Below are 22,554 nucleotides of genomic sequence, written 5' to 3' on the forward strand. Positions count from 1 at the left end.
GTCGTGGAGGACCTGCTCATGGGAACGATCTACGACTGGATCGACCTCGGCCTCGTCCGTTCGCACGTCCGTGAGGAGATGGGGGTCGAGGACCCTGAGCTCCACGTGACCGCCATGGAGGTCGTGGCCCAGCTCATCCGCGAGGGGTTCGTGGCGGCAGGGGATGTCGACCGGGATGGCTTTCATGCCTGGGACTGCACCCGGGGCGAGGCCATCTCCCGGATCGACCGTGAATGGCGTGCCGAGCCCGACCCAGAGCTCTGGCCCTTCCAGGTGGCCGCGCTCGCCCCGACCCAGCAAGGACTCGCCGTCATCGAAGCGGTGACATCCCGCGAAGGCGATGACGGGTCATGGCGGGAGCGCATGTCGCAGAGCCCGTTGGCGCTACCTCACCCCGTCGACCTTTGAGGGTGGTGCGCCGACATCGATCACGAGCCCCACTGCCCCGACACGAGAGGCTTGGGCAAGCATTCGTCTAGTCTCGTGGTCATGCAGACGACACGGGCCTATCTCTCTCACACGCCCGTGGCACTGGCTCACCGGGGCGGGTCGCTCTACGCGCCCAACGTCGGGCTCGAGAACACCATGACGGCCTTCGGCAACGCCGTGGCCCTCGGTTACACACACCTCGAGACCGACGTGCACCTCACCCGCGACGGTCGGCTCGTCGCCTTCCACGACACGCGCCTCGACCGGGTCAGCAACGCCCGAGGGCTGATTCGCGACCTCCCGTGGTCGCAGGTGTCGCACGCCGAGGTCGGCGACGGTGGCCACGTGCCTCTGCTCACCGACGTCCTCGACGCCTGGCCCGACATCAACCTCAACATCGACCTCAAGGCCCCCGGCACGGCACAGCCTCTCTGGCGCCTCATCGAGGAGCGTGGACTGCACGACCAGGTGTGCGTCGGCTCCTTCTCGCAGCGCAACATCTCGCACTTCCGCCGTCTCGCACGCGGCACCGTCGCCACCGCAGCCGCCGAGGTCGGCACGGCCCTGACCCGATTCGCCCCCGGACTCCTCACCAAGGTCTTCCGCACCCCGGCTGACGTCTTCCAGGTCCCGCCGTCGATTCCCTTGCGGGGTAGGCCAGTTCGCGTCGTCACCGCCCAGTTCGTCGAGACCGCGCACCGCTACGGCAAGCAGGTCCACGTGTGGACCATCGACGACGCCGAGGAGATGCGGCGCCTGCTCCACCTCGGCGTCGACGGGATCGTCAGCGACCGGATCGACGTGCTCAAGGACGTCCTCGTCGAGCGCGGGACCTGGACCGGAAGGACCTGACGCGCCCCGGGGCTCCGGGACGACAGGCTCCCGACCCGCCACACGGCATACGCCATCGGCTCAGCGAACGAGCACGTGCCCCCGCGACGTGGTCAGACGCGTCCACCGGCCGTGCGCCGAGATCGTCGCGGACTCTCCCGCCGACGCGAAACCGAGGACGTGGGCACCGAACGCGAGCCCGGCGGCGATCGGCGGGACGGTGTCGCTCATCGCACCCCACGTGCGCCGCCTCAGCGACTCGACCGCGTGACCGCCGGCGTTCGCCGGCGTGCCCTCGGCGATCTGTGAGATGCCCTGACGTGCAATGGATTCGATCGCGTCTCCTCGGAGCTGACCGACCGGCTCCCAACCGTCACGGGGCGGGGTGAGCCCGCTCCAGGGGGCGCGCACCGTCGTGGGAGGGACGCTCAGCACGGCGCCGTTGCCCTCGCGGGCGAGGCGGTCGTTGACCGACGCGAAAGACACGGTCGCGTCGACGTCGTCGGACGCGGCGATGGCAACGACGCGCATCCCGAGCACCGTTCCGTCGCCCATGAGACCGGTCCCCTCGATGACGGCCACCGTCGTCAGCAGCAGGTTGCCGAGCACCTGGAGACGGACGGCGCCGTCCGGGTTGGCGCGGCTGGCCCGCCCCAGGTAGGTGCCGAGGTCGGCAAGGCTGCGAGGGTCACCGAAGTCGATGTGCTGCGTGTCGTTCATCGCCGGCGTCTCCGGAACGGCGCGGGCTCCCCCAGGTGCGCCCGGACCGAGGTGCGCTCGTCCGGCCGCATGCGCCTCGGGGACTCGCTCGCGAAGTCGTAGAGCGCCAGCTCGGTCTCGGCGACCGCGTAGACCGGGCGCTCCCCCTCCCCCACGCCGTCCGGGTCGGTGACGATGTACGCGACGTCGAAGCCCGCGCCGCCGATGCGCGAGACCCACATCTGGATCTCGACGGGGGCGTGGCGGAATCCGAGCGGTCGGCGGTACTCGATCTCGTGCCGCGACACGAGCACACCCTCGTCGAGCAGGGTCTTGTCGCCCGCTCCCCCACCCTCGAACCAGTCCCGGAAGGCGATGACGCGGGCATCCTCGAGCAGCCGCAGGAACTGGACGTTGTTGATGTGCGCGTACGCGTCCATGTCGGACCAGCGCAGCGACACCTGCGCGGCGTACGGGGTCGCCTGCGCCCCGGTCTCGGGCGGGGTGCCGGTCGCGTCGCTCGTCTCGGTCATGTCCCCATCCTTCCAGCCCCGTCCGCGCACGCTCGTCCACATCCCCTGCGGTGGACGTCCCCGGCGTCCACAGCCTGCGTATGCCGGTCGGCCCGGTCGGTGGGGCCACGTAGGTTGGGTGCCATGACCCCACCCCCCACCTCGGCACCCTCCGTACTGCCCGCCGCCGACGTCGACCCAGCACTGCGGGAGCGGGCCACGACCGCGTTGCGGCGTCTCGTCGGTCGCGACGACGTCGACTTCCGGGACGGGCAGCTCGAGGCGATCAACGAGCTGGTGGCCGGGCGACGACGCGTGCTCGTCGTGCAGCGCACCGGCTGGGGCAAGTCGGCCGTCTACTTCGTCGCGACGGCTCTGCGCCGGGCCGAAGGGGCGGGACCGACCGTCATCGTCAGCCCCCTGCTCGCGCTCATGCGCGACCAGATCGCGGCTGCGGGGAGGGCCGGCATCAAGGCCGTGACCCTCAACTCGACCAATGCCGACGAGTGGGGCGCCGTGTCCGGGGCTCTCGCCCGGGGTGAGGTCGACGTGCTGCTCGTCAGCCCCGAACGCCTCAACAACCCCCGCTTCCGCGACGAGCAGCTGCCCGCACTCGCCGAGACGTGCGGCCTGCTGGTCGTCGACGAGGCCCACTGCATCAGTGACTGGGGGCACGACTTCAGGCCCGACTACCGCCGCATCCGCGACCTGCTCACGACCCTGCCTGAGCGCACGCCGGTGCTCGCCACGACGGCGACGGCCAACGCCCGTGTGGTGACCGACGTCGTCGAGCAGCTCGGTGCGGGTGGCCGTGACGTGCTGACCTTGCGCGGACCACTGGCCCGAGCGTCCCTGCGACTCGGGGTGCTCCCGCTCGCGGCACCGGAGCAGCGTCTTGCCTGGCTCATCGCCCACCTCGGGGAGCTGCCCGGCTCGGGCATCGTCTACGCCCTGACCGTGGCGGCGGCCGAGGACGTCGCGGTGGCGCTGCGTGAGGCGGGGCACCAGGTCGCCGCCTACACAGGGCGCACCGAGCCGTCCGAGCGGATCAGGCTCGAGGAGGCTCTGCGCGACAACGAGGTCAAGGCCCTGGTGGCGACCTCCGCGCTCGGCATGGGTTTCGACAAGCCCGACCTCGGTTTCGTCCTCCACCTCGGCGCCCCGTCGTCGCCCGTGGCCTACTACCAGCAGGTCGGTCGTGCGGGCCGTGCCACCGATCGGGCCGACGTGCTCCTCATGCCCGGCCCCGAGGACAAGGACATCTGGCGCTACTTCGCATCGGCCTCCATGCCCAAGCAGGACCAGGCCGACGCGGTCGTCCGCGCCCTGTCCGAGTCGCCCAAGGCCCTGTCCACCGTCGCCCTCGAGACCATCGTCGACGTGCGCCGCACCCGCCTCGAGCTGCTGCTCAAGGTGCTCGACGTCGACGGGGCCGTCCACCGGGTCCCGGGCGGGTGGACCGCCACGGGCGAGCCGTGGACCTACGACGCCGAGCGCTACGGCCGGGTCACCGAGGCCCGCGAGCGGGAGCAGCAGCTCATGGTCGACTACGAGCGCACCGACCGGTGCCGCATGGCCTTCCTCCAGCAGACGCTCGACGACGACTCCGCCGAGCCGTGCGGTCGGTGCGACCGGTGTGCCGGCCCGTGGTTCGACACCACGATCCCCGAGGCGGCGGTCAACACGGCGAGGTCCCGGCTCGAGCGACCCGGCGTCGTGCTCGAGTCCCGCGCCCAGTGGCCCTCGGGCATGGGCCGGCTGGGGGTGCCCCTCAAGGGCAAGATCTCGCCGTCGATCGCCATGGCCGAGGGTCGCGCCGTCGCCCGCCTCAGCGACCTGGGATGGGGCCAGCGCCTGCGCGAGCTGCTCCTCGGTGAGGACCGCGAGATCCCCGCCGAGGTGCTCCGGGCCTGCGTCGACGTCCTGGCGGGGTGGGGATGGCAGGAGCGGCCGGCCGCCATCGTCTCCGTCCCGTCACGCAGACGTCCGCTCCTCGTCGAGTCGCTCGCTGCCGGCATCGGCAACCTCGGTCGCCTGCCCTACCTGGGCTCGCTCGATCTCGTCGAGGGCGGGCCCGTCGGCGAGCCCGGAGGCAACAGCGCCTTCCGACTGGCCAACGTCTGGGGACGCCTCGCTGTCGGGCAGGAGCTCGCGGGGGCCCTCAGCGGCATCCCGGGGCCGGTCCTGCTGGTCGACGACGTAAGCGACTCACGCTGGACCCTCACGGTGTGCGCCGGCCTGCTCCGTCAGGCCGGGGCACCGGCGGTGCTCCCCCTGGCACTGGCCATGGAGGCGTGACCCTGGTCGCCGGTCGCGACGACCACTCGGTCGCGGCCACTAGGGTCGTGCTGTGACTGCAGACGCCCCCTTCGAGCCGCGCCCGCTCCCCCCGCTCGAGGACCTCCTCGAGGTGCTGACCCTCAAGGACGTCGGGACCGCCCACATCTCCGTCACCGACGTCCAGGGACGTGACGCCGCCGAGTCGATCGGAGCGTCCTCGGCGCGGGTCTTCGAGGGCCGGAGCCAGAAGATGCCCCACGGCCGGGTCTTCGGCGGCCAGGTCCTCGCGCAGTGCGTCATGGCCGCCGGCATCACGGTGCGCGACCTCGACGACGGCGACCTCTCGCGGCCGATCCACTCGCTCCACGGTTACTTCATGCGTCCCGGCGACGACACGCTCCCGATCCGCTTCGCCGTCGAGGAGATGCGTGACGGCAACAGCTTCTCGACCCGACGCGTGCACGCCGTGCAGAAGGGCGCACCGATCATGTCGATGACGTGCTCCTTCCAAGCACGTGCCGAGGGCCTCGACCACCAGAACCAGATGCCCCAGGTGACCGGTCCCGAGGGGCTCGTCTCGCTGGCGGAGGCCTTCCGCGGCGTCGACCACCCCGGCGCGCGCCACATCTCCGAGTCGCGCCCGATCGAGCTGCGTCCGGTCGAGAGCAACATGTTCCTCGACGCGGGCCCGGAGCAGGTCGCCACCAACCACGTGTGGATGCGAGCCGTCGAGCGCCTGCCGGACGACGCCCTGCTGCACGCCGCGGTGCTCGCCTACTCCAGCGACTACTCCCTCCTCGAGCCGGTCCTGCGCCGCCACGGTCTGGTGTGGACCGACCGGCGCCTGCGGGTCGCGAGCCTCGACCACTCGATGTGGTTCCACCGCGACGTCCGCGCCGACGAGTGGCTGCTCTATGCCCAGCAGTCGCCGTCGGCCGAGAGCGGGCGTGGCCTGTCCATCGGCGAGATCTTCACCCAGGACGGCACCCTCGTGGCCACCACGGCCCAGGAGGGCATGGTCCGCGTCAAGGAGTCCTGACCCGCCTGGGTCAGGAGCGACGCCGAGGCCACTCGAGTCGACGCGACGGACGCTCCAGCCCGCTCGAGCGTCCGCCCGGCCCACGCGCACCACCCCGGCTGGGGGGCGGGAGTGACACAAGGGCCACTCGAGTTGAGGTGAGTCCCACGCGGTCCCGGGCGAGTCACTCGTCCTGATGGTGGCGGCGCCGCCCCTGGTCAGGGGGTGGTGCGGAGGACCGCGACGTCGTGTCCGTCGAGACGCACGCCACGACCGTCCACGATCGGGGCCCGGCCCCACGAGGCGAGGATGTGCTCGACCTCGCCGGTGAAGGGCACCACCTGGGAGCGACCGGCGAGGTTGACGACGACGTGGACGGACCCCCGCGACAGGATGAGCCACTTCGCCTCCTCGTCGAACTTCACGGACGTGGCACGGAGGTCGCCCGAGGCGACATCGGGCTGCGTGCGGCGCACCTTGATGAGCTCGCGGTAGAAGTGCAGCATCTCGTTGTGACCGGGAGCGCTCGGCTCGCTCCAGTCCAGCACGCTGTGCGCCCGGGTGGCCGGGTCCTGCGGGTCGGGCACGTCGGCCTCGTCCCAGCCGTGGGCGGCGAACTCAGCCCGCCGGCCGGAGCGGACGGCGTCCGCGAGCCAGTCCTCCTCGAACGAGGTGAAGAACGCGAACGGGGTGCTCGCACGCCACTCCTCCCCCATGAAGACCATCGCGGTGAACGGCGACAGCAGGTAGAGCGCGGCGCCGACGGCCTGCTGCCCCGGCGAGATCTGGTCGCTGATGCGGTCGCCCGTGGCGCGGTTGCCGACCTGGTCGTGGGTCTGGAGGTAGGCGAGGAACTGGTGTCCCGACCGCGCGTCGGGGTCGACCCGCGCGCCCCAGACGGAGCCACGGAAGGTCGACATGCGACCGTCGTGCAGGAACGCGTCGGACAGCGTCTTGGCCAGCACCGAGATCGGGCCGCCCTCCGGCCACGCCTCGGTCCCGCCGGCGAAGTCGGCGTAGTAGCCCTGGGTCTCCCCCGTCAGGGCAACGTGGAGCGCATGGTGGATGTCGTCGTCCCACTGCGCGGTCATGCCTCGACCACCCTCGGCCGTCGGCGTCACGACGACCGCGTCGTTGAGGTCGCTCTCGGCGATGAGGTCGAGCGGGCGTCCGAGATCCGCTGCGAGAGAAGCAGTCTCGTCGGACAGCTGGGCCAGCAGGTGCGGCTCGGACTCGTCCCGGAGCTCGTGCACGGCATCGAGCCGCAGCGCGTCGACGTGGAAGTCCCGGAACCAGCGCAGGGCGTTGTCGATCACCCAGCGACGCACCTCGTGGCTGCCGTCGGCGTCGAGGTTGACGGCAGGTCCCCACGGCGTGTTGTGCGTCGTGGTGAAGTAGGGCCCGAACTCGGCGAGGTAGTTGCCGGTCGGTCCGAGGTGGTTGTAGACCACGTCGAGGCACACTCCGAGACCGTGCGCGTGGCAGGCGTCGACGAAGCGCTGGAACGCGGCCGGCCCCCCGTAGGCCTGCTGGACGGCATACGGCGCGACACCGTCGTAGCCCCAGCCGTGGGTGCCGCCGAAGGCAGCGACCGGCATCACCTCGACCACGTCGACCCCGAGGTCGACGAGGTGGTCGAGGTGGCCGATGGCGGCGTCGAACGTCCCCTCGGGTGTGAACGTGCCGACGTGCAGCTCGTAGACGACACCCCCCAGCGCACCCCGGCCGTCCCGGGTCCCGCGCCAGCCGGCGTCGCCCCACGGGTGCGCATCGGCGTCGAACGTGCGGCTCGCACCATGGACCCCGTGGGGCAGCCAGGCGCTGCGCGGGTCCGGGCGGGGGTCGCCGCCGTCGAGGCTGAACGAGTACTCGAGCGTGCCGCGCTCGGGCCGCGTCCACGACCACCAGCCACCGTCCTCGGCCGTCATGGCGTGACGTCGAGCCGCGGAGGTCGGCTCGCGCCGACCCTCCACCGGGTTGACGAGGACGTCGACGCGCGACGCGAGCGGGGCCCAGACGCGGATGGAGCGGGCGTGGGTGTCGGCGGTCATGACTCGTCCCCTACCCGCACGAGCAGGGCCACCGGCAGGCTGGAGTCGCCGACGACGTCGGCCAGAGCGGTGGGTCCGCCGGCGAAGGTCCGCGCCGAGAGGGCGTCGCGCCACGGACCGGCGGGCAGCTCGATCGTGGCGTCGCCGAAGCCACCGGCGTCAGCGAGGCGGCCGGCGAGGCGAGTCACCACCGTGACGACCTCGACGCCCCCAGCTGTGCCACGACCGAACGCGACGGCGTGCTCGGAGGTCGTCGACACGGGCACGTAGGTCGCGTCCTCGCCGGTGAAGCAGGCCGAGCGCTCCCGTCGGGTGCGCAGCGCCGCGCTCGTCACGAGCAGCTTCTCGTCGTGGAGGTCGGCGGGAGCCGCGCCGCCGTCGAGCCGCGCGAGGCGGTCCCGGCGCTCGGAGTAGTCCACGGCCCGGCGGTTGTCCGGGTCGACGAGGGACAGGTCCACGAGGTCGGTGCCCTGGTAGACGTCGGGCACGCCGGGCATCGTCAGCTGCACGAGCTTCTGGCCGAGCACGTTGGCCCGGGTCTCGGCCTGCGTCGCCTCGACCCATGACTCGACGTGGGCGACGACCTCGGGGGTCGTCACGACGCCGGACACGAAACGCTCGACGGCCGACTCGTAGGCCTCGTTCGGCTCGGTCCAGCGCGTGTAGAGCTTCGACTCACGAATCGCCTTGAGGGCGTACGCCTGCAGCCGCTCCTCACTGATCGGCCAGGCTCCGACGAGCGTCTGCCAGAGGAAGTACTCGGTGAGGGCGTCGAGCTCGTCTGCCCGTATCGGGGTGGCCAGCTCGCGGGCCGCCTGCACCCACGTCGCCCACGCCTCGGGTCGCTCCGCGAGGACGAACAGCCGGGCCCGGACATCCTCGGCCCGCTTCGTGTCGTGCGTGGAGAGGGTGGTCATCGACTGCGGCCACGCGCCCAGCAGGTCGGCGGAGAAGGCGTGGAAGACCTCGGCCGGGACACCCACCTGCGTCGGGTCGCCGCCGACCTCGTTGAGGGCCACGAGCCGCACGTAGCGGTAGTAGGCGGTGTCCTCGATGGCCTTGGCCATGGCCGGCCCGCACGTCTGCTGGAACCGCACGACGAACTCGTCGGCGGCCACCTGGTCGACCGGCGAGGCCTGTCCGAGCGCGAGGTCGACGACCCCCCGCACGGTGGCGGCGTCGAGAGCGTTGGCAACGCCCTCAGCACCCCGCGCCGCGGCGGTCTCGAGCTCTGCCGCGTCCTGGGCGTCGGCCGGCGTGCCCGGCCGGAGGTAGACGCGGTAGCGGTCCATGCCGACGAGCAGGGCGTCGATGACCGCCCGTGCCGCGTCGGGGTCGAGGTCGGGCCTCGCCTGGGCGACGAGACGCACGAGCCGGCTGACCTCGGTGGCGAGCATGACCTGCACGACCCACCGCTTCGACTCCGTCACGATGACGCCGAGGTCCTGGCGCTCGCCGAGAAGCTCGGTCGAGAGGTCGTCGAGCGGCGCGGCGCCGGCGGGGTCGACGAAGAGCCCGCCGATGCGCAGCAGCGCGTCGTAGCCCGTCGTGCCGGCGGTCCGCCACGCGTGCGGGAGCTGCTCGTCACCCTCGAGGATCTTCTCGACGACGACCCAGGAGTCGCCGGTCGCGTCGCCGAGGCGCTCGAGGTAGCCCTCGGGGTCGGCGAGGCCGTCCGGGTGGTCGATGCGCAGGCCGTCGATGGCGCCCGAGCGGATGCCGTCGACGAGCAGCGCGTGCGTCGCATCGAACACCTCAGGGTCCTCGACGCGCACCGCGATGAGCGACGTCACGTCGAAGAACCGGCGGTAGTTCAGCTCGGAGTCGCCGACCGTCCACGACGCGAGGCGGTAGTGCTGGGCGTCGAGGAGGTCGGCCAGCGGCATACGCACGTCGCTGCCCGGGGCGAGCGGGAAGACGTGGTCGTAGTACGTCACGACCGGCTCGCCCTCGTGCTCCCCCACGGAGATCTCGCCCGCGGCGAGCACCTCGTCGAGCGGGGCGCCGAGCACGGGCAGGAGGATGCGCCCGCCCTGGGCGTCCCAGTCGACGTCGAACCACGTGGCGTATGCCGACTGCCGGCCCTCGCGGAGCACCGACCACAGCGGGCGGTTGAGGGAGAGCGGGGTCGGGGTGGTCATGTGGTTGGGCACGACGTCCACGACGACGCCGAGGCCGGCCCCGTGGGCCGCCTCGACGAGCCGGGCGAACCCGGCGTCGCCGCCGAGCCCCTGCGACACCGTGGTGTGGTCGGTGACGTCGTAGCCGTGCTTCGAGCCGACCGTGGCCTGCAGGATCGGCGACAGGTAGAGGTGCGTGATCCCCAGTGCCGCAAGGTGATCCACCTGCGCCACCGCGTCATCGAGGGTGAAGTCCGGCTCGAGCTGGAGCCGGTGGGTCGAGACCGGGGCGCTGGAGTACCTCACGCGGTGGCCTCCTCCGAGATGCCCGGGATGATGGGTGACACGATTTCGCGCGGGCACCTCAGCACGACGATGCTCCGCGGCTGGACCTGGATCTGCCAGGTCGGCTCGATGGGGTCGGTCTCGATCTCGTGCAGCGCCGTGTCGATGACGGGGATCCACTGCGCGCCGTACTCCGCGTCGGGCAGCGTGAAGGAGAGCGGCTCGTCGTGCGCGTTGAACATCACGAGGAAGGAGTCGTCGAGGATCTGCTGGCCGCGCGGGTCCGGCTCGGGGATGGCCGAGCCGTTGAGGAAGATCATGAGGGACTTGGCCTGGCCGTTGCTCCAGTCCTCCTCGTCCATGTGCTGCGCCTCGGGGGTGAACCAGGCGATGTCGCCCAGCTCGCTCTCGCCGCCGTGGTCGGCGTTGCCCGCGAAGAAGCGGCGCCGACGGAAGACCTGGTGCTCACGACGCAGCTTGACGAGCGACTGCGTGAAGACGAGGAGCTTCTGGTCGTCCTCGTCGAGGACCCACTGGATCCACGAGATGTCGTTGTCCTGGCAGTAGCCGTTGTTGTTGCCGCTCTGGGTGCGGCCGAGCTCGTCGCCGTGCAGCATCATCGGTACGCCCTGCGAGAAGAGCAGCGTGGTGAGGAAGTTGCGCTGCTGGCGCAGCCGCAGCTCGCGGATCTCCGGGTCCTGGGTGGGCCCCTCGACGCCGCAGTTCCACGAGCGGTTGTGGCTCTCGCCGTCGTTGTTGCCCTCGCCGTTGGCCTCGTTGTGCTTCTCGTTGTAGGACACGAGGTCGCGCAGGGTGAAGCCGTCGTGGGCCGTGACGAAGTTGATCGAGGCGATCGGCTTGCGGCCGGAGTGCTCGTAGAGGTCGCTGGATCCCGTGAAGCGAGAGGCGAACTCACCGAGGGCGCCACCTTCGCCACGCCAGAAGTCGCGCACCGTGTCACGGAACTTGCCGTTCCACTCGGTCCACAGCGGCGGGAAGTTGCCGACCTGGTAGCCGCCCTCGCCGACGTCCCAGGGCTCGGCGATGAGCTTGACCTGGCTGACGACCGGGTCCTGCTGGATGAGGTCGAAGAAGGCCGACAGCTTGTCGACCTCGTGGAACTGACGTGCCAGGGTCGCGGCCAGGTCGAAGCGGAACCCGTCGACGTGCATCTCGGTGACCCAGTAGCGCAGCGAGTCCATGATGAGCTGGAGCACGTGCGGGCTGCGCATCAGGAGGCTGTTGCCGGTGCCGGTCGTGTCGTAGTAGTGCGTCAGGTCGTCGCTGACGAGGCGGTAGTAGCTGTTGTTGTCGAGGCCGCGGAACGCGAGCGTCGGCCCCATGTGGTTGCCCTCGGCCGTGTGGTTGTAGACCACGTCGAGGATGACCTCGATGTCGGCCGCGTGCAGGGCCTTGACCATGGCCTTGAACTCGAGGACCTGCTGCCCGCGCTGCCCACCGGCGGCATACGCGTTGTGCGGGGCGAGGAAGCCGATGGTGTTGTAGCCCCAGTAGTTGGACAGGCCACGGTCGACGAGCGGCGCGTCCTGGACGAACTGGTGCACCGGCATCAGCTCGATGGCGGTGATTCCCAGGTCGCTCAGGTGCTTGATCATCGCGGGGTGCGCGATGCCGGCGTAGGTGCCGCGGATCTCCTCGGGGATCTCCGGGTGGAGCATCGTCAGGCCCTTGACGTGGGCCTCGTAGATGATGCTCTCGTGGTACTCGTGGCGCGGCGGGCGGTCGTCGCCCCAGTCGAAGAACGGGTTGATGACGACAGAGTGCATCGTGTGGCGCACGCTGTCGTCGGTGTTGATCTCCGTCGTCGTCGCGGCCTCCTCGTCACCGAAGGTGTAGGAGTAGAGCGACTGGTCGTTCTCGGCCTGTCCCTCGATCGCCTTGGCGTACGGGTCGAGCAGGAACTTGCTGGGGTTGCACCGGTGACCCTGCTCGGGGTCGTAGGGCCCGTGGACGCGGAAGCCGTAGCGCTGGCCCGGCTGCACGTAGGGGACGTAGCCGTGCCAGACGAAGCCGTCCGTCTCGGGCAGGTCGAGTCGCGTCTCGGTGAGGTCGTCGTCGAGCAGGCACAGCTCGATGCGCTCGGCCACCTCCGAGAACACCGCGAAGTTGACCCCGGAGCCGTCGTACGTCGCTCCGAGGGGGTAGGGCTTGCCCGGCCAGATCTCCATGGACCTACTTTCCGTCGTTCGGTCGCGGCGCGGGGCCGCGGCGCCACGGAGTGGCGACCAGCGGACGACGGTGTCCGCACAGCGCATTCTTCCCTGCCGGGGCCCGTCGAGCGCAAGGCGGTCGTATGCCGGTCGGCGCGCCGCGGGGCGACGTGCCGTCCGTTCGCGGCGGGGAAGGCGCTGCTCAGCCCGCGCGTCCCTGTGTCCAGTACCCCGAACGACGGAGTTCGGGACAGGGTCGTGACCACGGTCCTGGACTCGGTCCTGGACTCGGCGCGACGCGAGCCCCGACACGAGGCCCGGCTCGGCACGTCCCGGGACCTAGGACCCTGCGCAGTGCCGGCACCGAGTGGTGGCATGGGAGGTGAGTGAGCCGGGGAGGGCCCGTCCCCGCGGAAGGAGATCTCCGATGAACACCCAGCCGTCAACCGGCACGGCGAGCACGCCGTGGGACGACCTCGACCCCGGCTCGGCCGAGAGCCTGCAGCGGCTCAGTGAGACCGACGGCCCCTGCGTCAGCGTCTACCTGCCGACCAGCGTGCAGGGCCCGGACGTCAGGCTCGGCCCGTCGCGGCTGCGCACGCTCGTCCGGCAGGCCGCCAGAGACCTCTCCGAGGCCGGTGTCGAGGACCGGGTCGCCGCCGAGCTCCTCGCGCAGCTGAGGGACCTCGAGGGCGACGACGACTTCTGGCAGGGACGCGCGCCCGGTCTGGGCCTCTTCGTCGCGCCGGGTGTGGCCATGCGCGCACGGCTCCCGGTGGCCCCGGACGAGCAGGTGGTCGTCGGGACGGCCTTCCGCCTCCACCCCCTGATCCCGCTCGTGACACCCTCGGGCGGCTTCCTCGTCCTCGCCCTGTCCCAGAACCGGGTGCGGCTCCTGCACGGGACCCGGGAGGCGGCCTCCGAGCTGGAGCTCGGGCAGATCCCGTCCTCGATGCGTGCGGCCATCCCCCAGGAGGAGACCGAGCGGCACGGCCAGTCCCACTCGAGCGGGCTCACAGGCGGACGCCGCGAGCAGCAGGTGCACGGGCAGGGCAACGAGGCGGACTACGACAAGGCCGCCCTAGAGCGCTTCTTCCGGGCGGTGGACGAGCCGCTCACCCAGCGCTTCGGCCGTCGGGGCGAGCCTCTCGTGCTGGCCTGCGTCGGCTACTACCTGCCGATCTACCGGCAGGTGAGTCGGTATCCGGCGCTCGTGCACCGGGCCGTCGAGGGCAACCCCGAGCACCGCAGCGCGGCCGACCTGCACGCGGCAGCCTGGGACCTCGTCGCGTCGGACATCGCCGCACGCGAGCAGGTGCTCCAGGACCGTTTCCGCGAGGCCGACGGGACGGGGCTGACCGCGAGCGACCCCGAGCAGCTCCTCACCGCTGCGCGCGACGGTCGCGTCGACACTCTCTTCATCGCCCCGGACCCGGCGCCGAACGGCTCCCCTCCCGCGCCCCCGGACCACGACGGGCTGATCGACAGCGCGGTCAGGGAGACCCTCCGGCACGGTGGCCGGTGCGTCCCGCTCGCCGTCCTGCCGGCGCCGGGGAGGGCGGCCGCCCTGCTGCGCTACTGACTCCGGGCCCGGTCACGGACGCACGTCCGGCCACGTGCGCAGACGCACGTGGCCGGACGGCATACGTCCTTGAATGACGTCGTCGAGGCGCGGACCCGCTCGTCAGAGCGAGCCGCCGAGGGTGACGCCACCGTCGACCGTCAGGGTCTGCCCGGTGACCCACGAGGCGTCGGCGCTGAGCAGGAAGCTCACGGCCCCGGCCACGTCCTCGGGCAGCCCGAGCCGCTTCATCGGGTAGGCGCGCACGACCTTCTCCTCGCGCCCCTCGTAGAGGGCTTCCGCGAACTTCGTCTTGACGACCGCCGGGGCGACCGCGTTGACGCGCACGTCGGGTCCGAGCTCGTAGCCCAGCTCGGTCGTGAGGTGGATGAGCGCTGCCTTGGACACGCCGTACCAGCCGATGACGCCCGAGGCACCCTGCCCCGCGACCGAGGCGAGGTTGACGACCGCGCCCGGGTGGGACTCGTCACCGAGACCCGAGGCGACGGCCTTCTTGATCCACGAGAAGGCCGCGACGACGTTGACGTCGAGCACCTTGCGGGCGATGTCGAGGTCGGAGTCCAGCATCGGGCCGTAGGCCGGGTTGATCCCGGTGTTGTTGACGAGCAGGTGCAGCCCGCCGAACGTCTCGCGCGCCTTGGCGATGACCTCGTCCTGGTGTGACTCGTCAGCGGCATTCCCTGCCACACCAAGGGCGTTCGCCGGGCCGCCGAGCTCGTCGACGGCGGCTGCGAGCGCCTCCGGCTTGCGCGCCGTGATGACCACCTTGGCGCCCTCGTCGACGAGGCGACGGGCGATGCCGAGGCCGATCCCGCGGCTGGCACCGGTGATGATCGCGACGGCGCCCTCGTGGCGTCCGCCGGCTGCAGAGGCCCCCATCAGAAGCCGAGGTCCCGGCCGATGAGCTCCTTCATGATCTCGTTGGACCCGGCCCAGATCTTCGTGACGCGGGCGTCGCGCCAGGCGCGCGCGACGCGGTACTCGTTCATGAAGCCGTAGCCGCCGTGCAGCTGCACGCAGTGGTCGAGCACGTCGTTCTGCACCTCCGAGCTCCACCACTTCGCCTTGGCGGCGTCGACGGCGGAGAGCTTGCCATCGGCGTGCGCGGCGATGCAGTCGTCGACGTAGGCCTCGGCGACCTCGATCTTCGTCACGAGCTCGGCCATGAGGAACTTGTTGTGCTGGAAGGCGCCGATCGGCTGCCCGAAGGCCTTGCGGTCCTTGGCGTACTGGATCGTCTCCTCGAGGATCGCCTTGGCGTGCGCCACGTTGGAGACCGCGGCGCCGACCCGCTCCTGGGGCAGGCGCTGCATCATCGAGATGAAGCCCATGCCCTCGGGACCGAGGCGGTTCTCGTCGGGGACCCGGACGTTCTCGAAGAAGAGCTCGGCGGTGTCGGACTCGTCCATGCCGACCTTGTCGAGCTTGCGGCCGTTGACGAAGCCCTCCATGCCGCGCTCGACCATGAGCAGCGTGATGCCCTTGGCACCCTTGGACGGGTCGGTGCGGGCCGCGACGATGACGAGGTCGGCCTGGTAGCCGTTGGTGATGAACGTCTTGGAACCGTTGAGGATCCAGGAGTCGCCGTCGCGCACGGCCGTGGTCTTGAGGGCGGCGAGGTCCGAGCCGCCGGAGGGCTCGGTCATCGCGATGGCGCAGATGAGCTCGCCGCTCGCCATGCCGGGCAGCCAGCGCTGCTTCTGCTCCTCGGTGCCGAGGTCGACGATGTAGGGCGGGCACACGTCGGAGTGGATGCCGAAGCACGAGCTCGTCGCCGCGTTGAAGCGGGACATCTCCTCGGCGACGACGGCGTTGAAGCGGTAGTCGTCGACGCCGGCGCCGCCGAACTCCTCGGGGATGTCGAGCCCGAAGAAGCCCTGCTTGCCGGCCTCGAGCCAGATGTCACGCGGGATCGACTTGCCCGCGATCATCTCCTCGGCGCGGGGGGCCAGCGTGCGAGCGACGAACTCGCGCGCCGACGCGCGCATCGCCTCGTGGTCCTCGTCGTAGATGTTGCGGGGCATGTCGTCCTCCATCGGGCGTGCTCACGGATGCGTTGCGCGGGTACCCACGGGTAACTAAGCGCTTGCTTAGTTTCCCCCTGCTGCGGCATGCTGTCAACGTGCCGCAGCCCACCTCGACCCCGCCCGTGACCGGCGCCAGGACGTCCGACCCCGACGCGTCCACGGTCGAGCGACTCCTGCAGGCCGCGGCGCACGCGTTCGCCGACAAGGGCTTCCACGCCACGACGACGCGCGACATCGCGTCCGGCGCCGGACTCTCGCCCGCCGGCGTCTATGTCCACTTCGGCTCCAAGGAGGAGCTGCTCTTCGCTCTCAGCCGCAGCGGCCACGAGTCGGCCCTCCGGCTCCTGCGCGCAGCCATCTCTGACGGCTCGACGCCGGGTGAGCAGCTCGTCGCGGCCATGGCCCGCTTCACGGAGTGGCACGTCGAGCAGTACCAGGTCGCCCGGGTCGTGCAGTACGAGCACCACCACCTCACCCCGGAGCACCACGCCGAGGTCCTGGCCCTGCGCAAGGAGATGGACTCGCTCGTGCGGGACGTGCTCGACCGCGGGGTCGCCGACGGCACCTTCTCGGTCGACGACAGCGCCGACACGGCCCTCGCCCTGCTCTCGATCGTCGTCGACGTCGCCCGGTGGTACTCCCCGACGATCCGCCGCACCCCGACCGAGATCGGCGCGACGAACGCCGCCCTCGCGCTGCGCCTCGTGGGCGCCGGGCACTGACCGCGATGCCGGCCGTCCCGCCAGCCACCGCGGCCGGGAGCGGCCACTCGGTGCTCCAGGTCCCGGTGCCCGAGCTCGAGCCCTTCGTCCTGGACCGCACGCTTCACTACGACACCGACTACGTGTCGGCAGACCCCGACTTCGTCCACGCCCACGTCACAGCCCTCGCCCCGTTCCTCGACGAGCCGCACCTCACGCCGTCCGCCCTCGAGCTGGTCGCAGAGATCGCCGGCGCGACAGCGGCGTTCGACTTCACGCTCCATCGGGTGGACACGTTCCCCAACGGCATCGTGCACCTCCTCCCGGAGCCGGCGATGCCGTTCGCGACGCTGACCGCCACCCTCTGGCAGGCCTTCCCGCAGTGCCCTCCGTATGCCGGCCGCTACGGTGACGTCGTCCCGCACCTGACGCTCGATGCCCTGTCCGCCGACGTCACCGAGGCCTCCACCCGAGAGCTCGTCGGCGAGCACCTGCCCGCGCGGTGCCGGGCCGACCGGCTCGACCTCGCGTGGTACGAGCCGGGCGCGTGCCGCATCCTGCACTCCTGGACCCTGGGCGCGGGCGCCCGAGGCGTCAGCTCGTCGTCGAGCCCAGGGCGGACGGCGGGGTGACGGGCACTGCCGCCCCGGCGGTCTCGTCGTCCTCGACGGCCACGTCGCGGGGGAGGACCCGCGTGGCACCCTCCCCGAGGTCGACGGTCAGCCGAGGCAGGAAGAACTGGACGAGCGGGCCGATCGAGACGGCATACAACACGGTCCCGAGACCCACGGGACCGCCGAGGAGCCAGCCCACGGAGAGCACGACGACCTCGATCGACGTGCGTACGAGACGGATCGAGAGTCCGGTGCGGCGCGCGAAGCCCGTCATGAGCCCGTCGCGGGGACCCGGCCCGAGCTGGCTCCCGATGTAGAGCCCACCCGCGACCCCGTTGAGGACGATGCCGGAGACGAGCAGCAGGATGCGCGCCCACATCGAGGTGGGCGGCGCGATGAGCGCGAGGCCGGCGTCGGCGGCGAGGCCGATGACGACGACGTTGGCGACGGTGCCGAGCCCCGGCCACTGGCGCAGCGGCACCCACAGGAGCAGGACGAGGGCGCCGACGACGATGGTCACCTGGCCGAAGGTGAGCGGCACGTGCGTGGCGATGCCCGCATGGAACACGTCCCACGGGTCCAGGCCCAGCGTCGAGCGGATCATCATCGCCATCGAGACGCCGTAGAGCACCAGTCCGGCGATCAGCTGGGTGACCCGGCGTGGCAGCTGGCCGGCCCGCAGCTGCTGGCGGGTGCTGAGGTTCGCGAGGGGGACGTGGCGTCGCATGGGACCCATGATGCGCGACGAGTGGACTGATGAATAAGGGCCAATCGTGGGACACTGGACCGATGCGCACCGTGTCGGCCCGCTCACTGGCCCTGCTTCTCGGGTCCGCCCCGCTCCCCCGACCCGCCTACCGCGGCCTCGCCGACGGCATCCGTCGCCTGGTCTCCGACGGCCGCCTGCTCGTCGGGACCCGCCTGCCGAGCGAGCGCGCACTGACGACCGAGCTCGGCCTGAGCCGCACGACGGTCGGGGCCGCGCTCGACGCCCTCCGCGACGAGGGGTTCGTCGCGACCCGGCGAGGCTCTGGCAGCGTCGTCTGCCTGCCGGCGGGACCGTCCGGGCTCGCCCTCTCCCAGGCCGGGCTCATCCCCACCGACGTGCCACCCGACGTCATCGACCTGACGTATGCCGCCCTCCCGGCCGCTGCCGGCGTCACCGCGGCCTACGAGCGGGCCCTGCTCGAGCTGCCCCGCCTCCTGGCCACCGCCGGCTACGACCCCCGAGGGCTGCCCGAGACACGGAGAGCCGTGGCGGCCTGGTTCGAGCAGCGCGGGCTCGCGACCTCACCCGACCAGGTCGTCATCACCTCGGGCGCCCACGGTGGCCTCTCGGCCGTGCTCCGCGCCCAGCTGGAGGTCGGTGACCGAGTCCTGGTCGAGAGCCCCACCTACCCCAATGCCATTGTGGGAGTGCGGCGTTCGGCCTACCGCGCCGTGCCCACCCAGCTCACCCCGAGGGGGTGGGACGTCGACGCCATCGAGGTGGGCCTGCGCCAGAGCGGCGCGCGGGCGGCATACCTCATCCCCGACCACCAGAACCCCACCGGGCTCGTCATGGAGACCCCGACGCGGCACCGGCTCGCGGGCGTGCTCGCCCGCGCCGACGTCGTGCCCGTCGTCGACGAGACCTTCGTCGAGCTCGGGCTCGACGACGACGCGGAGCGCCCGGCCCCCTTCGCGACCGCGTCCCGGCACGCCCACACCCTCGGCAGCGCCGGCAAGACGTGGTGGGGCGGCCTGCGCGTCGGGTGGGTGCGCGCCCCGGAAGGAGCCACCGAGTCCGTCATCGAGGCGAGGCACAGCCTGGACCTCGGGACCGCGATCCTCGAGCAGCTCGTCGTCACCGACCTGCTCCGCCAGGGCGAGAGCCTGCTCTCCGAGCGACGTCGGGAGGCGCGCGCACGGCGCGACGCCCTCGCCGCCGCCCTGCGCGAGCACGTGCCCGACTGGCGCTTCACGCTCCCGTCCGGTGGGCTCAACCTCTGGTGCGAGCTGCCCGAGGCGCGCGGTGACGAGCTGGCCCGGGTGGCGGAGTCGGCCGGCGTCCGGCTGGCTCGGGGTGCGCAGTTCGGGGTCGAGGGCGGCTTCGCCCGCTGGGTGCGCGTGCCGTTCTGCGTCGCCCCCGACGAGGCGGACGAGGTCGGCAGGCGCCTGGCTGCTGCCTGGCAGCTCGCCCTGGGCGAGCGCCCGACGACGCGCGACGTCACTCCCCTCATCGCCTGACCCGGCCCCGGATCCGCCGGCCCGCCTCTCCGCTTCCTCGACTCGGGTGGCCCGCAGCAACCCCACCCACTCCACCTCCAGTGGCCCCGAAGTCCCACGGGTCACACCGACACGCGGCGTGTGACGGGTGTGACGGGAGGGCCACCCGACCAGAGGTGGACTGAGAGACTGGGCGCGTGAGCAACGACGGAACCGGGCGCATCACCTCCTGCCGGTGGGAGCACGGCAAGGTCGTCGAGGAGGGCTTCCCCCTGGACGAGGTCTCAGAGCTGCTCGACCGGGACGGGTCGCTCATCTGGGTCGACCTCTGCGAGCCCGACCACGCCGGGCTGCGCGCCCTCGCGGCCGAGCTCGGCCTCGACCCGCATGCCGTCGAGGACGCCGTCTCCGCCGGTGAGCGACCCAAGGCCACCCGGCACGCCAAGCACACCTTCCTCACGGTCTACGCGACGCGTCTCGTGCCGGGAGACGACGCCGCCGACGCCTCGGACGGACCCGACGCGTCCGGTCGCGAGTCCCGGCTGCGCACGAGCCGGATCTCGGCGTTCGTGCTGCCCCGCGGCATCATCACCGTCCGCGGCGACTCCGACGTCGACATGAGCCAGGTGCTGGAGCGGTGGAACGACGACCCCGACCTGCTGCAGCTCGGGGTCGGCGCGCTCGTGCACGGTCTGCTCGACACCGTCGTCGACGGGCACTTCGAGTCGATCCAGCAGCTCGACGACGCGATCGAGGGCCTGGAGGACCTGCTCTTCGACGAGCGCGGACAGGTGCACGCCGTGCAGGTGCGGACCTACCGGCTGCGCAAGGAGCTCGTCGAGCTGCGTCGGGTCGTGCTGCCCATGCGCGACGTCGTCAACGCCGTGCTGCGCCACCGCGGCGAGCTCGACCAGCGGCACACCGCCCTCGACGGCTTCTACGACGACCTCTACGACCACGTCCTGCGCGCCGCCGAGTGGACCGAGTCGCTGCGCGACATGGTCACGACGATCTTCGAGACGAACCTGTCGCTCCAGGACGCACGGCTCAACACGGTCATGAAGAAGCTGACCGGATGGGCCGCCATCATCGCGGTCCCGACCGCCGTGACCGGCTGGTTCGGCCAGAACGTGCCCTACCCCGGTTTCGGACGACCGTGGGGCGTCGTGTTCAGCGCTGCCGTCATCGCCGGCGTCGCTGTCACCCTCTACGGCGTCTTCCGCCGCAAGAGCTGGATCTAGACCACGACGAAGGGGCAGGGCACCCGGTGCCCTGCCCCTTCGTCGGCAGTCGTCCCGCCGGTGCTGCGGACCGTCAGTCGCGCGTCAGCTTGCGGTAGGTGACGCGGTGCGGGCGCGCGGCCTCCGGGCCGAGGCGCTCGACCTTGTTGGCCTCGTAGGACTCGAAGTTGCCCTCGAACCAGTACCAGCTGGCCGGGTTCTCCTCGGTGCCCTCGTAGGCGAGGATGTGCGTCGCGATCCGGTCGAGGAACCACCGGTCGTGGGTGATGACGACGGCGCAGCCCGGGAAGTCGAGCAGGGCGTTCTCGAGCGAGCCCAGCGTCTCGACGTCGAGGTCGTTGGTGGGCTCGTCGAGCAGCAGCAGGTTGCCGCCCTGCTTGAGGGTCAGCGCGAGGTTGAGCCGGTTGCGCTCGCCACCGGACAGCACCCCGGAGAGCTTCTGCTGGTCGGGGCCCTTGAAGCCGAACTGCGAGACGTAGGCGCGCGACGGGATCTCGACGTTGCCGACCTTCATGTAGTCGAGCCCGTCGGAGACGATCTCCCAGAGGTTCTTCTTCGGGTCGAGGCCCTCACGGCCCTGGTCGACGTAGGAGATCTTGACCGTCTCACCGATCTTGACCTCGCCCGAGTCCGGCTGCTCGAAGCCGACGATGGTCTTGAAGAGCGTCGACTTGCCGACACCGTTGGGACCGATGACACCGACGATGCCGTTGCGGGGCAACGAGAACGACAGGTTGTCGATGAGCACTCGGTCGCCGAAGCCCTTCTTGAGGTTCTTGACCTCGATGACCGTCGAGCCCAGGCGCGGGCCCGGCGGGATCTGCAGCTCCTCGAAGTCGAGCTTGCGGGTGCGCTCGGCCTCCGCCGCCATCTCCTCGTAACGGGCCAGGCGCGCCTTGCTCTTGACCTGACGGCCCTTGGCGTTGCTGCGAACCCACTCGAGCTCGGTCTTGAGCCGCTTGGCGAGCTTGGCGTCCTTCTTGCCCTGGATCTGAAGGCGCTCGGCCTTCTTCTCCAGGTAGGTCGAATAGTTGCCCTCGTAGGGGTAGAGCCGGCCGCGGTCGACCTCGGCGATCCACTGGGCGACGTTGTCGAGGAAGTAGCGGTCGTGGGTGACCGCGATGACGGCGCCCGGGTAGGTCTCGAGGTGCTGCTCGAGCCACAGCACGGACTCGGCGTCGAGGTGGTTGGTGGGCTCGTCGAGCAGCAGCAGGTCGGGCTTCTGCAGCAGCAGCTTGCACAGCGCGACCCGGCGGCGCTCACCACCGGAGAGGTTGGTGACGGGCGAGTCCGGCGGCGGGCACCGCAGGGCGTCCATCGCCTGCTCGAGCTGGCTGTCGAGGTCCCACGCGTCGGCGTGGTCGATGTCCTCCTGCAGCTTGCCCATCTCGGCGAGCAGCGCGTCGTAGTCGGCGTCGGGGTCGGCCATCTCCACGGAGATCTCGTTGTAGCGGTCGAGCTTGGCCTTGATCTCGCCCGCACCCTCCTCGACGTTGCCGAGGACGGTCTTGTCCTCGTTGAGCGGCGGCTCCTGCAGGAGGATGCCGACGGTCGCTCCCGTCGCCAGACGCGCCTCGCCGTTGCTCGGCTGGTCGAGTCCGGCCATGATCTTGAGGATCGTCGACTTGCCGGCACCGTTCGGGCCGACCATGCCGATCTTCGCGCCGGGGTAGAAGGACATCGAGACGTCATCGAGGATGACCTTCTCGTTGTGTGCCTTGCGCGCACGGGTCATGGTGTAGATGTACTCGGCCATGCGCAGAAGGCTATCTGTCGGCGAGCGCG

General features: G+C 71.1%; 18 protein-coding genes. 9 read left to right on the top strand and 9 right to left on the bottom strand.

Going from position 1 to position 22,554, the window contains the following annotated elements; all coding sequences use genetic code 11:
• The first annotated feature begins 3 nt into the window (after positions 1-3).
• Both ABD297_RS13175 and ABD297_RS13180 read left to right on the top strand, forming a co-directional pair.
• Positions 4-408, top strand: coding sequence for a hypothetical protein (locus tag ABD297_RS13175; RefSeq protein ID WP_344255411.1), 405 nt, complete (start codon positions 4-6; stop codon positions 406-408).
• Between the two features lie 81 nt (positions 409-489).
• On the top strand, positions 490-1,281 hold the full coding sequence (locus ABD297_RS13180; protein WP_344255412.1) for a glycerophosphodiester phosphodiesterase family protein: 792 nt from the start codon (positions 490-492) through the stop codon (positions 1,279-1,281).
• A gap of 60 nt (positions 1,282-1,341) precedes the next feature.
• Here the strand turns inward: ABD297_RS13180 and ABD297_RS13185 are convergent, their stop codons facing one another.
• Positions 1,342-1,980 (bottom strand): DUF8185 domain-containing protein, encoded by a 639-nt coding sequence (locus tag ABD297_RS13185; protein WP_344255413.1) that lies wholly within the window; start codon positions 1,978-1,980, stop codon positions 1,342-1,344.
• Positions 1,977-2,492: an acyl-CoA thioesterase gene (locus ABD297_RS13190; RefSeq protein ID WP_344255414.1), complete on the bottom strand. Its 516-nt coding sequence runs from the start codon at positions 2,490-2,492 to the stop codon at positions 1,977-1,979. The genes ABD297_RS13185 and ABD297_RS13190 overlap by 4 nt, the downstream gene beginning before the upstream one ends.
• Positions 2,493-2,615: 123 nt before the next feature.
• Here ABD297_RS13190 and ABD297_RS13195 point away from each other — a divergent pair, with 123 nt between their 5' ends.
• Both ABD297_RS13195 and ABD297_RS13200 read left to right on the top strand, forming a co-directional pair.
• Positions 2,616-4,769 carry a RecQ family ATP-dependent DNA helicase gene (locus ABD297_RS13195; RefSeq protein ID WP_344255415.1) on the top strand — a complete coding sequence of 718 codons (2,154 nt, stop codon included), beginning with the start codon at positions 2,616-2,618 and terminating at the stop codon, positions 4,767-4,769.
• 52 nt (positions 4,770-4,821) lie between these two features.
• A complete protein-coding gene (locus tag ABD297_RS13200; RefSeq protein WP_344255416.1) occupies positions 4,822-5,790 on the top strand; it encodes an acyl-CoA thioesterase in 969 nt (322 codons plus the stop codon).
• A 197-nt stretch (positions 5,791-5,987) separates the two neighbouring features.
• Here ABD297_RS13200 and treZ read toward each other — a convergent pair whose 3' ends face one another.
• The 3 genes from treZ to glgX are packed head-to-tail and all read right to left on the bottom strand — an operon-like array spanning position 5,988 to position 12,414.
• A complete protein-coding gene (gene treZ, locus ABD297_RS13205; protein ID WP_344255417.1) occupies positions 5,988-7,820 on the bottom strand; it encodes a malto-oligosyltrehalose trehalohydrolase in 1,833 nt (610 codons plus the stop codon).
• Positions 7,817-10,246 carry a malto-oligosyltrehalose synthase gene (gene treY, locus ABD297_RS13210; protein WP_344255418.1) on the bottom strand — a complete coding sequence of 810 codons (2,430 nt, stop codon included), beginning with the start codon at positions 10,244-10,246 and terminating at the stop codon, positions 7,817-7,819. The genes treZ and treY overlap by 4 nt, the downstream gene beginning before the upstream one ends.
• Positions 10,243-12,414, bottom strand: coding sequence for a glycogen debranching protein GlgX (glgX, locus tag ABD297_RS13215; protein ID WP_344255419.1), 2,172 nt, complete (start codon positions 12,412-12,414; stop codon positions 10,243-10,245). Before glgX ends, treY begins: the two co-directional genes overlap by 4 nt.
• A 409-nt stretch (positions 12,415-12,823) precedes the next feature.
• Between glgX and ABD297_RS13220 the strand changes: the two genes are divergently transcribed.
• Positions 12,824-13,978, top strand: coding sequence for a baeRF3 domain-containing protein (locus ABD297_RS13220; protein ID WP_344255420.1), 1,155 nt, complete (start codon positions 12,824-12,826; stop codon positions 13,976-13,978).
• A gap of 102 nt (positions 13,979-14,080) precedes the next feature.
• On the opposite strand, the gene ABD297_RS13225 is transcribed toward ABD297_RS13220, so the two are convergent.
• Together ABD297_RS13225 and ABD297_RS13230 are read right to left on the bottom strand one after the other, a co-directional pair.
• Entirely contained in the window at positions 14,081-14,857 is a 777-nt protein-coding gene (locus tag ABD297_RS13225) for an SDR family oxidoreductase (protein WP_344255421.1), read from the bottom strand.
• On the bottom strand, positions 14,857-16,002 hold the full coding sequence (locus ABD297_RS13230) for an acyl-CoA dehydrogenase family protein (protein WP_344255422.1): 1,146 nt from the start codon (positions 16,000-16,002) through the stop codon (positions 14,857-14,859). The genes ABD297_RS13225 and ABD297_RS13230 overlap by 1 nt, the downstream gene beginning before the upstream one ends.
• A 98-nt stretch (positions 16,003-16,100) precedes the next feature.
• Here ABD297_RS13230 and ABD297_RS13235 point away from each other — a divergent pair, with 98 nt between their 5' ends.
• Both ABD297_RS13235 and ABD297_RS13240 read left to right on the top strand, forming a co-directional pair.
• The gene (locus ABD297_RS13235; protein WP_344255423.1) at positions 16,101-16,727 is read left to right on the top strand and encodes a TetR/AcrR family transcriptional regulator; all 627 of its coding nucleotides are present in this window, start codon (positions 16,101-16,103) and stop codon (positions 16,725-16,727) included.
• A gap of 5 nt (positions 16,728-16,732) precedes the next feature.
• Positions 16,733-17,338 (top strand): 2'-5' RNA ligase family protein, encoded by a 606-nt coding sequence (locus ABD297_RS13240; RefSeq protein WP_344255424.1) that lies wholly within the window; start codon positions 16,733-16,735, stop codon positions 17,336-17,338.
• Here ABD297_RS13240 and yczE read toward each other — a convergent pair.
• Positions 17,301-18,047, bottom strand: a complete 747-nt coding sequence (yczE, locus tag ABD297_RS13245) for a membrane protein YczE (protein ID WP_344255425.1) — start codon at positions 18,045-18,047, stop codon at positions 17,301-17,303. The genes ABD297_RS13240 and yczE overlap by 38 nt on opposite strands.
• Before the next feature lie 62 nt (positions 18,048-18,109).
• Between yczE and yczR the strand changes: the two genes are divergently transcribed.
• Positions 18,110-19,549 (top strand): MocR-like transcription factor YczR, encoded by a 1,440-nt coding sequence (gene yczR / locus ABD297_RS13250; protein ID WP_344255426.1) that lies wholly within the window; start codon positions 18,110-18,112, stop codon positions 19,547-19,549.
• Between the two features lie 176 nt (positions 19,550-19,725).
• Entirely contained in the window at positions 19,726-20,769 is a 1,044-nt protein-coding gene (locus ABD297_RS13255; RefSeq protein ID WP_344255427.1) for a magnesium transporter CorA family protein, read from the top strand.
• 73 nt (positions 20,770-20,842) lie between these two features.
• Here the strand turns inward: ABD297_RS13255 and ettA are convergent, their stop codons facing one another.
• Positions 20,843-22,525: an energy-dependent translational throttle protein EttA gene (gene ettA / locus ABD297_RS13260; RefSeq protein ID WP_344255428.1), complete on the bottom strand. Its 1,683-nt coding sequence runs from the start codon at positions 22,523-22,525 to the stop codon at positions 20,843-20,845.
• Positions 22,526-22,554 lie beyond the last annotated feature (29 nt).

Origin of the sequence: Terrabacter carboxydivorans (assembly GCF_039532035.1) — a bacterium.
GTDB lineage: Bacteria > Actinomycetota > Actinomycetes > Actinomycetales > Dermatophilaceae > Terrabacter > Terrabacter carboxydivorans.

Bases quoted from the DNA above. Each gene is read 5' to 3' on its own strand.
- ABD297_RS13180 (WP_344255412.1), top strand. From the start codon at position 490: ATGCAGACGACACGGGCCTATCTCTCTCACACGCCCGTGGCACTGGCT.
- ABD297_RS13185 (WP_344255413.1), bottom strand. From the start codon at position 1,980: ATGAACGACACGCAGCACATCGACTTCGGTGACCCTCGCAGCCTTGCC.
- ABD297_RS13190 (WP_344255414.1), bottom strand. From the start codon at position 2,492: ATGACCGAGACGAGCGACGCGACCGGCACCCCGCCCGAGACCGGGGCG.
- ABD297_RS13195 (WP_344255415.1), top strand. From the start codon at position 2,616: ATGACCCCACCCCCCACCTCGGCACCCTCCGTACTGCCCGCCGCCGAC.
- treZ (WP_344255417.1), bottom strand. From the start codon at position 7,820: ATGACCGCCGACACCCACGCCCGCTCCATCCGCGTCTGGGCCCCGCTC.
- glgX (WP_344255419.1), bottom strand. From the start codon at position 12,414: ATGGAGATCTGGCCGGGCAAGCCCTACCCCCTCGGAGCGACGTACGAC.
- ABD297_RS13220 (WP_344255420.1), top strand. From the start codon at position 12,824: ATGAACACCCAGCCGTCAACCGGCACGGCGAGCACGCCGTGGGACGAC.
- ABD297_RS13225 (WP_344255421.1), bottom strand. From the start codon at position 14,857: ATGGGGGCCTCTGCAGCCGGCGGACGCCACGAGGGCGCCGTCGCGATC.
- ABD297_RS13230 (WP_344255422.1), bottom strand. From the start codon at position 16,002: ATGCCCCGCAACATCTACGACGAGGACCACGAGGCGATGCGCGCGTCG.
- ABD297_RS13240 (WP_344255424.1), top strand. From the start codon at position 16,733: ATGCCGGCCGTCCCGCCAGCCACCGCGGCCGGGAGCGGCCACTCGGTG.
- yczE (WP_344255425.1), bottom strand. From the start codon at position 18,047: ATGCGACGCCACGTCCCCCTCGCGAACCTCAGCACCCGCCAGCAGCTG.
- yczR (WP_344255426.1), top strand. From the start codon at position 18,110: ATGCGCACCGTGTCGGCCCGCTCACTGGCCCTGCTTCTCGGGTCCGCC.
- ettA (WP_344255428.1), bottom strand. From the start codon at position 22,525: ATGGCCGAGTACATCTACACCATGACCCGTGCGCGCAAGGCACACAAC.